General features: G+C 73.7%; 10 protein-coding genes. 4 read left to right on the forward strand and 6 right to left on the reverse strand.

The window, feature by feature from the left end; translation table 11 throughout:
• Positions 1 to 11: 11 nt before the first annotated feature.
• The 3 genes from STRCI_RS02565 to STRCI_RS02575 are packed head-to-tail and all read left to right on the forward strand — an operon-like array spanning position 12 to position 5,057.
• Positions 12 to 1,130, forward strand: coding sequence for a hypothetical protein (locus STRCI_RS02565; protein WP_269657149.1), 1,119 nt, complete (start codon positions 12 to 14; stop codon positions 1,128 to 1,130).
• Positions 1,127 to 4,444, forward strand: a complete 3,318-nt coding sequence (locus STRCI_RS02570) for a CHAT domain-containing tetratricopeptide repeat protein (protein WP_269657150.1) — start codon at positions 1,127 to 1,129, stop codon at positions 4,442 to 4,444. Before STRCI_RS02565 ends, STRCI_RS02570 begins: the two co-directional genes overlap by 4 nt.
• 49 nt (positions 4,445 to 4,493) lie before the next feature.
• Complete coding sequence (locus STRCI_RS02575; RefSeq protein ID WP_269657151.1) at positions 4,494 to 5,057, forward strand: hypothetical protein; 564 nt, start codon at positions 4,494 to 4,496, stop codon at positions 5,055 to 5,057.
• Between the two features lie 23 nt (positions 5,058 to 5,080).
• On the opposite strand, the gene STRCI_RS02580 is transcribed toward STRCI_RS02575, so the two are convergent.
• The 6 genes from STRCI_RS02580 to STRCI_RS02605 all read right to left on the reverse strand — a co-directional run bounded on the left by STRCI_RS02580 (position 5,081) and on the right by STRCI_RS02605 (position 13,503).
• Positions 5,081 to 7,318, reverse strand: coding sequence for a serine/threonine-protein kinase (locus STRCI_RS02580; protein ID WP_269657152.1), 2,238 nt, complete (start codon positions 7,316 to 7,318; stop codon positions 5,081 to 5,083).
• A gap of 60 nt (positions 7,319 to 7,378) precedes the next feature.
• Positions 7,379 to 8,221, reverse strand: a complete 843-nt coding sequence (locus STRCI_RS02585; RefSeq protein ID WP_269657153.1) for an oxygenase MpaB family protein — start codon at positions 8,219 to 8,221, stop codon at positions 7,379 to 7,381.
• 9 nt (positions 8,222 to 8,230) lie between these two features.
• Positions 8,231 to 9,409 carry an acyl-CoA dehydrogenase family protein gene (locus STRCI_RS02590; RefSeq protein WP_269657154.1) on the reverse strand — a complete coding sequence of 393 codons (1,179 nt, stop codon included), beginning with the start codon at positions 9,407 to 9,409 and terminating at the stop codon, positions 8,231 to 8,233.
• Between the two features lie 103 nt (positions 9,410 to 9,512).
• Entirely contained in the window at positions 9,513 to 9,887 is a 375-nt protein-coding gene (locus STRCI_RS02595; protein ID WP_269657155.1) for a four-helix bundle copper-binding protein, read from the reverse strand.
• The gene (gene ppdK, locus STRCI_RS02600; RefSeq protein ID WP_269657156.1) at positions 9,884 to 12,586 is read right to left on the reverse strand and encodes a pyruvate, phosphate dikinase; all 2,703 of its coding nucleotides are present in this window, start codon (positions 12,584 to 12,586) and stop codon (positions 9,884 to 9,886) included. The genes STRCI_RS02595 and ppdK overlap by 4 nt, the downstream gene beginning before the upstream one ends.
• A 14-nt stretch (positions 12,587 to 12,600) precedes the next feature.
• Positions 12,601 to 13,503 carry a universal stress protein gene (locus STRCI_RS02605; protein ID WP_269657157.1) on the reverse strand — a complete coding sequence of 301 codons (903 nt, stop codon included), beginning with the start codon at positions 13,501 to 13,503 and terminating at the stop codon, positions 12,601 to 12,603.
• Between the two features lie 180 nt (positions 13,504 to 13,683).
• On the opposite strand from STRCI_RS02605, the gene STRCI_RS02610 reads away from it, so the two are divergent.
• A complete protein-coding gene (locus STRCI_RS02610) occupies positions 13,684 to 14,103 on the forward strand; it encodes a universal stress protein (RefSeq protein WP_269657158.1) in 420 nt (139 codons plus the stop codon).
• The last annotated feature ends 5 nt before the right edge of the window (positions 14,104 to 14,108 follow it).

The raw sequence follows: 14,108 nt of genomic DNA on the forward strand, positions 1-14,108 counted from the left end.
AGGGGGCGCGCATGCAGGATCCGTCGTCGGCGTGGCGCGTGCCGTTCTCCGCGCGGGCGTTCCCGGAGAGCGCGGCCGTGGCGCAGTGGATCACCCGGAACCGGCATGAGGCGTGGCGCGCGGTGCGAGCGGCCGAGCAGCAGGCCGCGGCCGGGCCCGAGCAGCGGCATCTGTACGGCGTGGCACTGCTCACCGCGGGGCTGCCCTTCACGGCGTGGAAAGAGCTCAGGGAAGCCGAGTACGAGGCGTCCCAGGCGGCGGGCGGCAAGAGCGAGGGCCTGCTGCCGGAGGGCGCCGACGACGACCCCACGGTGCGCGCGCTGCGGGCCGACCTCGCCACCGCCGCCGCCCGCTGCGGTCTGGGGGACCTCGCCGTGAACCAGCTCCTGGAGGCGTCCAAGTGCCTCCAGGGTCCGGACGGGGAATGGGTGGAGCTGATGCAGCGGGGCGAGGAGCTGACCACCGCCCTCAACAAGCGGAGCCCCGAGCGTTCGCTGCACCGATTACGGTCCGCCTACTTCGCAGAACTGTCCGAGCGGGGAGAGGCGGGCTCCCTGCACCGGCTGGAGCTCGCCAAATCCCTGCTCGCGCTCGGCGACCTGGACCACTCGATCGACGACTTCGACGCCGCCGAGGACGTGTTGGTCCCCCTGGGTGAGGATGCGGAGGTGGGCGACGTCGCCCTGGAGCTGCTGGTCGGCATGCATCTGCGGGCGGGCACCCGCGACCGGGAGCTGCGGGAGCGGTCCCGCCGCAAACTCCACCGGGTGCGCCCGCACTCGGCGGTACTGCGCGAGGGAGCGGACGCCGACGACGGCAGCCGTATGCTGCGCGGCCTGGAAACCCAACACACCGCGGGTGTCCTGGGTTTCCTGGCCGAGGCGGCCAAGGACCCCGTCCAGGCCCGAACCTTCCTCGACCGGCTGTTCCTCATGGCGCGCGCCCACCCCGATCAGCCGCACTGCGCCGTGGCCGCGGCCCTGATCCATGTGGGCAAGGGCGAGCACACGAGGGCCCAGCAGGCACTCGACTGCACGGACGGTCCGCTCGGCGACCGCGACCGCGCGGGACTCACCGCCCTCGGGCTGACGGTCCCCCCGTCCGCACCCGCGCGCAAGGAGGCGGGATGACCATCCCCGGCGCCGGGGAGTCGCTCGTGGACTTCCTCGTGACCCGCTCGACGGACTACCCCACCATGGTCGGCAACCTGGACCGGCTGTCCGAGTCCGTACGGCCGCTCGTGCTGGCCTCGCTGCGGGCGCAGGCCGCCGCCGCGGTGGACGCGGGGCGGGCGGCCGAGGCCGAGCTGCTGGAGTTCCTGGCCGGACAGGCCCGCGAGCGGTGGCGGCTCAAGGTGGACGACCGGGGCCACCCCGATTTCGCGGCACTGCTGGACCGCGCGGCCCGGCTCGACCTGCTGGAGGCCTTCCTCGTCTTCCGTGGCCGGCCGGAGGCCCTGCCCGACGATCCGGTGCCGGTCGCCCAGCAACTGCTCGGCCACTACCGGGGTCTGCATGACTTTCAGCGCTCGGGCGTGCTCGCGGCGGTCGCCATGGCCGCCCCGGACTCGCCGCTGGCCAAGGTACGGGCCCGCACCTGGTGGGCGTTCGGCCTGATGGAGCGCGCCCGCCGGGCGGAGCGGGCCGGAATGGCCGACCTGGACACGATGCGTGACCGCCGGCACGCCCGCTTCCACGCCGGCCGGGCCGTCGTCGCGCTGCACGGCAGCGGCCGGATCGCGGAGAACCCGGAGGTCACCTACTGGGCGTACTCGATGCTGGCGCAGGCGCACCGCAGTCTGGGCGACCTCCGGCAGGGGCTGAAAGTCCTGCTGGACTGTCAGCGCGAGCTGCGCCATCTGGACGACGACCGGCAGCGCTGGCTGGAGTTCGACCGGATCGTGGCGATCGAGATGTCCGCGCAGGGCCTGCACCGCGGCGCTCTGCACCACTTCGACCGGGCCCTGGAGAGCGCCCGTGACATCGCCGGTGACGTCGCCCCCGGCCGCCCCCATCCGCTCTACCTCGATCTGCTGGTCGAACGCGGGAAGACCCATCTGCATCACGGCACCCTGGAAGCCGCGTCGGCGGACTTCCGGCAGGCCGTCGAGACCGCCGAGGCACTGCACCACACCCCGATGGTGCTGCGGGCGCGTGCGCTGTGGGCCAACTCGCTGCACAGCAGGGGCCGCAGCAGGGAGGCACTGCGCGTCTTCCAGGAGAACCTCGCCACGGCGCTGCGCGGCGGGACCCTGATGTCCCACACCTTCCGCTGCGCGCTGGCCCAGCACCTGCGCGGCATGGGGTATCTCGACGAGGCGGAGGAGGAGTACCGCACGGCGCTGGCGGAGATGCGCCAGGACCCGAGCACCCGGAGTGTGAACGAGGTCGCCTGCCTGGCCGGGCTCGGAGAGATCGCCGAGGAGCGCGGCGACGACGACCGGGCCCTGGCCTGGTACGAGGAGAGCCACCGGACGTCCCTGGAGTTCCGCCGTACGATCGACGGCGCCGTGATCCTGGCCAACGCCCTCACTCGCCGCATCGAGCGCGACGAGCGCCCCGCGACGGCGCGGGAACTGCTCCCCCGGCTCACCGAACTCCACGCCGAGGCCCGCGAACGGGGCACCTCCGTGGGCGAGTTCGTGACCGGACGGGCGCTGATGACGTGCCTGGTCCGGCTGGACCGGTGGCCCGAGGCCGCGGAGCTGTCCCGGCGGCTGATCGCCGAGGCCGACCAGCGCGCCGCCCCGCCCGCCGACGGCGGTGTCGACAGCGCGGACGCCGACAGCGTCAAGGAGCGCCTGGCCTTCGTCGACAAGCTGGGCGAGCGGCCCGAACTGCGCGGTGAGTGCCTCACGCTCCTCCAGTGGTGCCGGGACGCGGCGCTGCGCAGGATCGAGCACGCCCCGTGGCCCGTGCTGCGCGCCGAGGCCGGTGGACAGGCACTGCACGACTACGAGCCGTTGCTGACCCTGCTCCACGACCACGGCGACGAACTGCCCGCGCCCGACGAGCGATCCGTGCCCGAGCGGTGCTTCGACCTCCATGAGGAGGTGAAGGCCCGGGACCTGCTGGCCGACCTGGCCCTCGGGCCGCTGCCCGAACCCCCGGCGGCACCCGAGCGGTTGATCTCCACGGAGCGTCGCCTCCTGACGGCCCTGCGGCGCGAGATGAACCGGTCGGCGCTGGGCTCGCTGGGCCCGGCATCCGAGGACGAGGCCGACCGGCTCACCTCCCAACTGTCCGAGGTGCACACGGCGATCGGCGACCACGCCCCGGAGTACGCCCGGCTGCGCGAGGGCGCCCCGGCCCGGCTGGACGAGATCCGCACCCTGCTCACCCGGCACGCCCCGCCCGAGGGCATGGTCCTCGCCTCCTACTTCTGCGGGGACCGCCACACCTACTGCTTCGTGCTGACGTCCGACGGCGAGCCGCTGCGCGTGCGCCGCGTCCCGCTCGGGCGGGACCGGATCAAGGCACTCGTGCGCCGCCTGCGCACCGTCTTCAACGGCGGCCGGGACCCGGAGTCCGGTGTCCTGCTCCGCCCGCTGCCCGCCCGGCGGCCCGACAAGCGCGACACCTCGTTCCTCGCCGAGCTGACTCCCCTGCTGGAGCCCTTCGCCGACCTCCTCGCCGACCGGCGCCTGGTGGCCGTCTCGGGACACGGACCCCTCACCGGGGTGCCGTTCGCCGCGCTCCCCCTCCCGTCCGGCGGTCGGCTCGGGGAGTCGAACGCCGTGGTCAGCGTGCCCGGCGTGAGCAGTCTGCGCTATCTCCTGGCGCGGCCCGCCGCTCCGCCCCGCACCGCGGTCGCGGTGGGCTGCGCGGGCCGGGAGGACGACACCGCGCTGTTCGAGGAGGACGACGCGCTGCTGAGCGAGGGTCCCTGGAGCTCCGTGTCCCGGGTGGCCGGGCTCGCCGCGACCCCGGGCGCCGTGCGCACCGCCCTCGCCGAGGCCGATCTCGCCCATGTGACCTGCCATGGCTTCACCGACACCGACGACCCGTTGGAGGCGGCGCTGCTGTTCTCCGACGGCCGTTCCCGCCCCAGCCGGAACTGGGAGCCGCACAACGTCCCCGCCCAGGCCCGCTATCTGCTGCGGGTGCGGGACGTGACGGTCGCGGATGCCGCGCCGCGGCGGCTGGTGCTGCGCGCCTGCTCGGCGGGCTGGGGTGAAGCAGATCATCCCGGCGCCGATCTGACCGGGCTGACCTGGGCGTTCCTGCGTTCGGGCAGCCGCAGTGTGATCGCTCCGCGCTGGGATGTGAACCAGGAGAGTTCACGTGAACTGCTCGCCGCCTTCTACCGGCGCCTGGGTCGCGGCACACCCGCCTGGCGGGCCCTGTGGGAGGCGCAGCGCGAACTCGCCCAGGACCCGGGCCGTCCCTGGCTCGGCCATGTCTTCCACTGGGGCGCCTTCGCCCTCACCGGGGACTGGCGCTGACCCCCGCCGCCCCGCACCATCCCGCCGTACGACGTCACAAGGAGCCCGTATGACCACCTCCCCGCCGATGGCCCGCCGTTCCGTGGTGCTGGCGCTTCAGGAGATCACCGAGGATCTCGCCGCCGAACAGGCGCTGGAGGCGGAGAACGACGAGGAAGCGTTGCAGATCGTCGAGGCGCTGCTCGCACACGCCGGCTCACCGGCGGCGGCCTCGGCGGCCGGGCTGCTGGACGACGAGGGACAGGCCCTCGACGCCGGGCGACGCCTCCTGGACGCGCTGGCCGAGGACCCGGGGACCCGCCCGCTGGCGGAGCCGCTGCTGGCCGAACCGCCCGTGGACGATCAGCTGGCCGTCGTCGAGGTGTCGGCCGGGGTGGTGGTGCTGGTCGCGCTGGTCGCCTTCCTCCAGACCAAGGTCAGCGTGAAGATGGAGCGCAAGACCTCCAAGGGCAAGGTCAGTTTCGAGCTGACCAAGGAGGCGACGAAGGGGTCGACGCTGATGCAGCTCGCCGATCTGTACCAGCGCATCCTCGGCCAGGGCGGCGGCACGCCCGCCGACCCGGGCGCCCTCGGGCCCGGGCAGGGACCGGCCGATCCCCCGGGCACCGTCTGAGGGGCGCGGCCGGGCGGGTGCCGTCAGCGCCCGCCCGACGTGCCCTGCTGCCGTAGCGCCGCGACCCTGCGGTACAGCTCGACCGCCTCGGCCGAGCGGCCGAGTTGTTCCAGGCAGTGCGCCTCGTCGTTGCGGCTGGCCAGGGTGTCGGGGTGGGCGGGGCCGAGGACGCGTTCGCGGGCGGCGGCCACCCTGCGGTACTCGGCGAGCGCGTCGGGCCAGCGGCCCAGCCAGCCGAGGCCGACCGCGACCTCGCGGCGGCTGACGAGGGTGTCCGGATGGTCGGGGCCGAGGACCCGGTCACGGATGGCGCAGACATCGCGGGACTCGGCGAGCGCCTGCTCCCAGCGGCCGAGGCGCCCCAGGTTGACGCCGAGGCCGTGGCGGGCGCGCAGGGTCTCGGGGTGGGCGGGGCCGTGCACCCGGGTGCGGTCCTCGATCAGCTCGCGGTACAGCTGGTACGCCTCCGCGCTGCGGCCGAGGCGGCCCAGACTGATGCCGACCTCGTAACGGGCGGCGAGCGTGTCGGCGTGGTCGGGGCCGAGCGCCTGGGCGCGGGCGGCGGCGACCTCGTGGTAGGTGTGCAGGGCCTCCTCCCAGCGGCCCAACTGGCCGAGCGCGTAGGCGACTTCGTAGCGGGTGACGAGGGTTTCCGGGTGGTCGGGGCCGAGCACCCGGCCGCGCGCGGCGGCGACCTCGCAGGCCATGCGGTACGAGTCCTCCAGGCGCCCGAGCCTGGAGAGGTTGAAGGCCAGGTTGTGGCGGCAGCGCAGGGTGTCGGGGTGCTCGGCGCCCATGGTGCGCTCGCGGGCCGCGAGCACCGAGAGGTACACCTGGTGGGCGTCGAAGTGGCGGCCCAGCTGGCCCAGCACGTAGGCCATCTCCTGGCGGGCGGCGAGGGTTTCCGGGTGGTCGGGGCCGAGCGCGAGGCTCCTGGCGCGGGCGACGTGCTTGTACTCGCGCAGGGCGTCGGCCGCGCGGCCGGTGCGGCTGAGGGTGAAGGCGACCTCGTAGCGGCTGGCGAGGGTGTCGGGGTGCTCGGCTCCGAGCAGGTGCTCGCGTTCGGCGGCGACCGCCCGGTGCACCTCCCCCGCTTCCGCCCAGCGGCCGAGCCGTCCGAGGCTGAGTCCGGCGTTGTGCCGGCCGGCCAGCGCGGTGAGCGCCGCCGGGTCGGGGGCGGACGGCTCCTGGGACACCGGTTCCGCGGGCCGGCCGGCGGCCGGGCGGGGGATCCATTCGCCGGTGAGCGCGGCCCCGGCGTCGGGGGGTGTGCCGGGCAGCCCAGCGCCGGTGGCCTTGTGGCCGGTGGTCATGCCCTGGGTCCAGGACGGCAGCCGGGCCTCGCGGCCGGCCGGCTCGGGCGGGCGTGGCTCCGGGCGCGGGGTGAGCACGGTCGGCACATAGGTCGCGGTGCCGCGGCCGAGGCCGATCCGGCGGCCCACCTCGCGGGCGTCGCGCGGCCGGTCCTCGGGGCGTTTGGCGAGCAGGTCCAGGATGACCTTCTCCAGGAACTCGGGGATCGCCGAGCGGTGTTCGCGGGGCGGGCGCGGCGGGGTGTCCCGGTGTCCGACGAGCACGGCCCAGGCGTCGTCGAGGTCGAAGGGCGGTACGCCGGTGGCGATCTCGTAGAGCACGCAGCCCAGCGAGTACAGGTCGCTGCGCTGGTCGACCTCGGAGCCGCCGATCTGTTCCGGGGACATGTAGTGCGGGGTGCCCATGGCGATGCCGGTGCCGGTCAGCCGGGAGGTGAAGCCGATGTCGGCGCCGAGGCGGGCGATGCCGAAGTCGCAGATCTTCACGGTGCCGTCGGTCAGCCGCACGATGTTCGCGGGCTTCAGGTCGCGGTGCACGATGCCCTGCTCGTGGGTGTAGGCGAGGGCGGCGGTGACCTGGTCGGCGATGTCGACGACGGCGGGCACGGGCAGCGGATGGTGCCTGTTGTCCTCCAGCAGCTGGCTGAGGTTGCGGCCCTCCAGCAGCTCCATGACGAGGAACAGGACGCCGTCCGACTCGCCGAAGTCATGGACGACGGTGACGCCGCGATGCTGGAGCGCGGCGGCGACCCGGGCCTCGCGGCGGAACCGCTCCCTGAGCACTCTGGTGAAGGAGTGGTCGTGATGCGGGCCCAGCGGCTTGAGGCATTTCACGGCGACCTGCCGGCCGAGCGACTCGTCGCGCGCCCGCCACACCTCGCCCATGCCGCCGCGCCCGATCAGGTCCAGCAGCCGGTACCGCCCCTGGATCAGCCTGCTCTCCCCCACCCGCGCTCGCCCCCGTCGCTTGGGTCCCCGGCCCTCCCCTGGCTCGTCCAGTATGGCGAGCTATCGTCCGAGTTTGTACGGTGCCGGGCGCGTGCCGGGACCGAGTCTCGCCATCGCCCGCAGGATGTGTTTGGGCGGCAGTTGCCACCGCAACCGTTCCGGAATCGCCCTCAGCACATGCCCCGCGGTCCGCAACCGGCGGTCCACCACGGCGGGTTCGGGTGCCGTTCTGCCGTACAGCTCGTGGGCGTACGGGGGCAGCGCGGCGTACGCCAGGTGCGCCACGTGGCGCCACACCAGTGCACGCGCCGGGACCAGGAGCGGATGCGTCGGCGGGCGGAGCAGGAAGTCGTCCACTTCGCGTGCCTCGGCTCCGGCGGCGAGTTCGGGGCGCACCTTCTCGAAGTACGCCGCCAGTTCGGCCCGGTCGGCGGGTACGGCGTCGGGGTCGAGGCCGACCAGGCGGGCGCTGACGAGGTGTTCGCGGACGTACCGGTCGGCCTCGGCGTCGGTGAGCCGGAAGCCCGAGCGGCGCATGACGCTCAGGTAGGAGTCGATCTCGGCGCAGTGGACCCACAGCAACAGCTCGGGTTCGTCGACCGGGTACTCCTCGCCGTTGCCGGGGTCGGTGGCGCTCAGCCTGGAGTGGATCTTCCGGACCCGGGCGCCGGCCCGCTCGGCGGACTCGGTGGTGCCGTAGGTGATGGTGCCGACGAAGTTGGCGGTGCGCAGCAGGCGGCCCCAGGCGTCGTGCCGGAAGTCGGAGTTCTGGATGACTCCGCGCACCGCCCTTGGGTGCAGGGCCTGCAGGTACAGCGCGCGGACACCGGCGATCCACATCATGGGATCGCCGTGCATCTGCCAGGTGACGGAGTTCGGCGTGAACAGCCCGGGATCGCCCATGTCGGCAGGCTAACGCCGGACGCGCGGCATCCCCAGTCCGATCCAGGAGATGATCTCGCGCTGGATCTCGTTGTTGCCGCCGCCGAAGGTGAAGATGACGGCGGAGCGGTAGCCGCGTTCCAGCTCGCCGTGGAGGATCGCGCCCGCGGAGCCCTCCTTCAGCGCCCCCGGCGCGGCCACGATCTCCATGAGCCAGGCGTAGGCGTCGCGGCGGGCCTCGGAGCCGTAGACCTTCACCGCGGAGGCGTCCTGCGGGGTGAGGGTGCCGTCCTGGACGGCTTGCACCATCTGCCAGTTGAGGAGTTTCAGGGCGTCGAGGCGGGTGTGGGTGCGGGCGAGGAGGCGGCGGACCCAGGGCAGGTCGATGACGCGGCGGCCGTCGGCGAGTTTGGTCCCGCGCGCCCAGCGCTGCACGTCGTGCAGGGCGCGGATCGCCATGGTGCCGTGGGCGGCGAGGGTGACCCGCTCGTGGTTGAGCTGGTTGGTGATCAGCCGCCAGCCCTGGTTCTCGGCGCCGACGCGGCGGGAGACGGGGACCCGGACGTTCTCGTAGTAGCTGGCGGTGGTGTCGTGCCCGGCGAGGGTGTTGATCAGGGTGCAGGAGTAGCCGGGATCGCCGGTCGGGACGAGGAGCATGGTGATGCCCTTGTGGGCCGGGGCGGCCGGGTCGGTGCGCACGGCGAGCCAGACCCAGTCGGCGGTGTCGCCGTTGGTGGTCCAGATCTTCTGCCCGTTCACGACGTACTCGTCGCCGTCGCGCACCGCGCGGGTGCGCAGGGAGGCGAGGTCGGTGCCCGCGTCGGGCTCGCTGTAGCCGATCGCGAAGTCGATCTCGCCGGAGAGGATCCGCGGCAGGAAGTACGCCTTCTGCTCGTCGGTGCCGTACCGCATGATCGTCGGGCCGACGGTGTTCAGCGCCATCAGCGGCAGCGGTACGCCCGCCTGGGCGGCCTCGTCGAAGAAGATGAACTGCTCCATCGCGGTCAGGCCGCGTCCGCCGTACTCCTTGGGCCAGCCCATGCCGAGCCAGTGGTCCGCGCCGAGGCGCCGGATCGTCTCGCGGTAGAAGCGTTTCTGGGCGGCGGGTTCGGTGTGGCGGGCGTGGGCGTCGTCCGGCACCAGCTCGGCGAAGTAGGCGCGCAGTTCGGTGCGCAACCGCTGTTGCTCGGGGGTGTGGTCGAGATGCACGGCGCCTCCAGGTCTCCCTCGGCCGGTCCTGACGGCGCACACCGTAGAACGTGTTACAGAAATTGGGAATGCCCAGGGCCGCCGCACGTCTGGGGACGAGGTCCTACGTCAGTGAGGCCAGGAAGTCCACGCAGAACTGTGCGCACTCGCGGCAGGCCTTCGCGCCGTCCTCTGCGCCGGGCTGCCCGTCGAAGGCGTGGGCGCACTCCAGGCACACCGTGCGGCACCACTCCAGCTGGACGCGGACTCCGGCCTCGTCCGCCGGCACCTGCTCGGACAGCACCCGGCAGGTGGCGTCGCACACCTCCGCGCACATGATGCCCTTGCGCCGGACGAGTTCCTCCTCCGCCGTCCCGTCCGGCACCGCCAGGCTCGCGCGCAGCGCGCAGGCACGCGCACATGTGGCGCACGCCTGCGCGCACGAGAAGCGGTCCTCCAGGTACTGGAAGAGCTGCTGCTGGGTCGTAGTCGAGGTCACGAGGAGCGGGTAGCCACGGCGCCGGGGGCCAAACCCGATTCGGTGAGTGCCGCCCGGCCCGCCTCCAGACGGGCCGCCGGGATCCGGAACGGGGAGCAGGAGACGTAGTCCAGGCCCACCCCGTGGAAGAAGTGGATCGACTCCGGGTCGCCGCCGTGCTCGCCGCAGACGCCGGTCCCCAGGCGGGGGTTGACCGCGCGTCCGGCCTCGGTGGCGATCTCCACCAGCCGCCCGACGCCTTCCTGGTCGATGGTCTCGAACGGCGACACCTCGAAGACGCCCTTGTCCAGGTACAGCGGGAAGAACGACGCCTCGGCGTCGTCCCGGGACAGGCCCCAGGTGGTCTGGGTGAGGTCGTTGGTGCCGAAGGAGAAGAAGTCGGCGGCCTCGGCGATGCGTCCCGCGGTGAGCGCGGCGCGGGGCAGCTCGATCATCGTGCCGATCGGGCAGTCGAAGCGCGTACCGGACTCGGCGGCGACCCGGGCGAGGACCTCTTCCGCCTCGGCGCGGGCCAGCCGGAGTTCCTCGACGGTGCCGACGAGCGGGATCATGATCTCCGCGCGCGGATCTCCGCCGGCCCGCAGCCGCTCGGTCACCGCTTCGGCGACGGCCCGCACCTGCATCGCGGTGAGACCGGGCACGGCCAGGCCGAGACGGACGCCGCGCAGGCCGAGCATCGGGTTCTGCTCGTCCATCCGCTCGACGGCCGCGAGCAGTTCCCGGTCGTGCGGGTCCGGGTGCGCGGTGGCGGCGAGGCGGACGGCCAGGTCGGTGCGGTCGGGCAGGAACTCGTGCAGGGGCGGGTCGAGCAGCCGGATCGTCACCGGCAGCCCGTCCATCGCCGCCAGGATCCGGGTGAAGTCCGCCCGCTGGAGCGGCAGCAGCGCGGCCAGCGCCCGCTCGCGCGCGTCGTCGTCGCGGGCCAGGATCATCGCCTCCACCAGCGCCCTGCGCTCCCCGAGGAACATGTGCTCGGTACGGCACAGGCCGATGCCCTGGGCGCCGAGCGCACGCGCGCGTGCGGCGTCCTCGGGGGTGTCGGCGTTGGCGCGCACCTCCAGGCGGCGTACGGAGTCGGCGTGGGCGAGGGCGCCCAGGACGGCGTCGGTGAGCGGGCCGGTGGACGTGCCGGTCTCCAGGGCACGGCCGACGTCGGAGGCGGTGAGCGGCAGCTCGCCGAGGTGCACGGTGCCCGCGGTGCCGTCGACGGAGACGGTGTCGCCCTCGTTGACGACGGTCCCGTCCGGTGCGGTGAAGCGGCGGGCGGTCGGGTCGACCGCGAGCGCCTCGGCGCCGCACACGCACACCTTGCCCATGCCGCGGGCGACCACGGCGGCGTGGCTGGTCTTGCCGCCACGGCTGGTGAGCACGGCCTCGGCGGCGATCATGCCGGGCAGGTCGTCGGGGGTGGTCTCGCGGCGGACCAGGACGGTGTGCTCACCGGCCGCGGCCCGCCGTACCGCCTCCGCGGAGTCGAACACGGCGACGCCGACGGCCGCGCCGGGCGAGGCGGGCACGCCGTGGGCCAGAGGCACACGGTCCTCGGTGGTGTCGAAGCGGGGGAACATCAGCCGGGTCAGTTCGGCGCCGTCGACGCGGATCAGGGCCTCGTCGGCGCCGATGGTGCCTTCCTCGCCGAGATCGTGGGCGATGCGGAAGGCGGCCTCGGCGGTGCGCTTGCCGACGCGGGTCTGCAGGATCCACAGCCGGCCGCGCTCGACGGTGAACTCGACGTCGCACAGATCGCGGTAGTGGTCCTCCAACGTGCGCAGGTGGTCGCCGAGTTCGACGTACGCGCGCGGGTCGATCGCCCTCAGTTCGGACAGCGGCAGCGCGTCGCGGACTCCGGAGACGACGTCCTCGCCCTGGGCGTCGGGCAGGTAGTCGCCGTATACGCCGCGTTCGCCGGTGGCGGGGTCGCGGGTGAAGGCGACTCCGGTGCCGGAGTCGGGGCCGAGGTTGCCGAAGACCATGGCCTGGACGTTGACGGCGGTGCCGAGGTCCTCGGGGATGTGTTCGCGGCGACGGTAGACGCGGGCGCGTTCGCCGTTCCAGGAGTCGAAGACGGCGCGGATGGCGCGGGCGAGCTGGTCGGCGGGGTCCTGCGGGAAGTCCTCGCCGGTCTCCTTGCGGATGAGGGCCTTGAACTCGTCGGTGAGCTTGACGAGTTCACCGGTGTCCAGGTCGTGGTCGGCGGCGACCGCGCGCTGCCGCTTGTGCTCGGCGATGGCGTGCTCGAACAGGTCGCCGTCCACGCCCATCACGGTGTGGCCGAACATCTGGATGAGCCTGCGGTAGGAGTCCCAGGCGAACCGCTCCTGTCCGGAGGCCTTGGCGAGGCCGGTGACGGAGCGGTCGTTGAGGCCGATGTCGAGGATGGTCTCCATCATGCCGGGCATGGAGTTGCGGGCACCGGAGCGCACGGAGACCAGCAGCGGGTCCTCGGCGGCGCCGAGTTCACGGCCCATGGCGCGCTCCAGGCCGGCCAGGGCGCGGGCGGCCTCGACGCCGAGTTCGGCGGGCTCCTCCCCGGTGGCCAGATAGACCTTGCAGGCCTCGGTGGTGACGGTGAAGCCGGGCGGGACCGGCAGACCGATCCTCGTCATCTCGGCGAGACCGGCTCCCTTGCCCCCGAGCAGATCGGCCATGTCCCGGCTGCCCTCGGCGAATGCGTACACGAACTTGATCGGCGCGGTCATCGTCGGTCGGCCCTTCACAGATGGGGTACGACGGCCACGGGGCAGCCGACGTGCTGGATGGCGGCGTGGGTGACGGGACCGGTGCGCGGTCCCACCGGGCGTTCCGTGACGCGGCGGCCCACGACGAGCAGGCTCGCTCCGGACGCGGCCCGCACCAGCGCGGACCGGGCGCGCCCGGCGGTGACCGTCTCCACGACCTCGACCTCCGGGAACTTCTCGCGCCACACCTGGAGCACGGCCGTCATGAACCCCAGCCACTCCTCGGCCTGTTGGGGCCCTTCGGCCAGGCCGATCTCGCCGGGGCCGAGGCCGAGCGGGGACGGGGGCTGCCAGGCGTGGACGACGTGCAGTCGGGCGCCGCGCAGCTGGGCCGCCTCGAATCCGAAGGCGAGCACGTCGTCGCAGGGGTCGCCGAGGTCGAGGCCCAGGACGACGTCGCGGTAGCCGGTGCGGACGGAGGCGCCGCCGTCCTCCGCCGGCAGGTGTTCGTCCGCGGCCTCCTCGCCCGCCCGGACCAGGACGACCGGCCGGGTGGCGCGGGCCACCACGCCGAGGGCCACCGAGCCGAGCAGGAATCCGGTGAAGCCGCTCAGGCCCCGGGAGCCGAGGACGAGCAGGTCGGCCCGGTCCGCGGCGCTCAGCAGGGCGGCGGTCGCGGGGCCGTCGACCTGTTCGTCGGTGAGCGTGACGGCGGGGGTGGTGCGGCCGATGCGTTCCTCGGCCTGGCGCAGGGCGCGCCGGGCGAGGTGGCGCTGAGCGGCGGTGGCCAGATGGCCGTCCTCCTGGCCGGGATGCCAGCTCCGGGCGTGGACGAGATGCAGTGGCCGCCCCCGGCGTACCGCCTCACGGGCGGCCCACTCGGCGGCTGCGAGACTCTCGGCGGAACCGTCGACTCCGGCGACGACGGGCAACAGCATGGCGCGCACCTCCTGTGCTCGGCCTTGGTCCTCATCACCAGCCTCGCCCCGGCCCGCGCCGCCCCGCATGGGCCGCAGGGCACCGGCCTTGGTCCGTTCGGCCCCTGCCCCGGGGCTGGCGGCGCGACGAGTCTGGACGTGCCGGAACCCCCGGGTTCCCCGGCCGGAAGGCGGCAGACCATGGAGCGAGAGATCATCACCGGTGCCGACCGGGTCGTCGTCGGCGTCGATGCGCGCGATCCAGCGGGCGGGGCGCTCGACTTCGCCTTCTCCGCGGCTCGGCAGAAGGGCACCCTCCTGCACGCCGTGCACACCTGGCGGCTTCCGGAGGGCAGCGTCTGCCTGCCCTGGCCGGTGCCGGAGGAGACCCGCGCGACCTGGGAGGACCACGAGGTCCAGCTGCTGTCGGACGCGCTGCGGCCCTGGCGGGAGAAGTACCCCGGCGTCGAGGTCCTGGCGGACGTCGTCCTGCTCCCCACGGCCGACGCACTCGCCCACGCGTCCGCGCACGCGGCACTGGTCGTGGTCGGCCGGAGCTCCGAGGACGCCGTGCTCGCGCTATTGCGGCAGGCGCACTGCCCGGTCGTGGTGGTGCCGTGAAGGGC

The organism is Streptomyces cinnabarinus, from assembly GCF_027270315.1.
In the GTDB taxonomy this organism is placed as follows: domain Bacteria; phylum Actinomycetota; class Actinomycetes; order Streptomycetales; family Streptomycetaceae; genus Streptomyces; species Streptomyces cinnabarinus.

What these genes read in the sequence shown, in the direction of transcription:
- STRCI_RS02565 (WP_269657149.1), top strand. Translation starts at nt 12, where the DNA reads ATGCAGGATCCGTCGTCGGCGTGGCGCGTGCCGTTCTCCGCGCGGGCG.
- STRCI_RS02570 (WP_269657150.1), top strand. Translation starts at nt 1,127, where the DNA reads ATGACCATCCCCGGCGCCGGGGAGTCGCTCGTGGACTTCCTCGTGACC.
- STRCI_RS02575 (WP_269657151.1), top strand. Translation starts at nt 4,494, where the DNA reads ATGACCACCTCCCCGCCGATGGCCCGCCGTTCCGTGGTGCTGGCGCTT.
- STRCI_RS02585 (WP_269657153.1), bottom strand. Translation starts at nt 8,221, where the DNA reads ATGGGCGATCCCGGGCTGTTCACGCCGAACTCCGTCACCTGGCAGATG.
- ppdK (WP_269657156.1), bottom strand. Translation starts at nt 12,586, where the DNA reads ATGACCGCGCCGATCAAGTTCGTGTACGCATTCGCCGAGGGCAGCCGG.
- STRCI_RS02605 (WP_269657157.1), bottom strand. Translation starts at nt 13,503, where the DNA reads ATGCTGTTGCCCGTCGTCGCCGGAGTCGACGGTTCCGCCGAGAGTCTC.
- STRCI_RS02610 (WP_269657158.1), top strand. Translation starts at nt 13,684, where the DNA reads ATGGAGCGAGAGATCATCACCGGTGCCGACCGGGTCGTCGTCGGCGTC.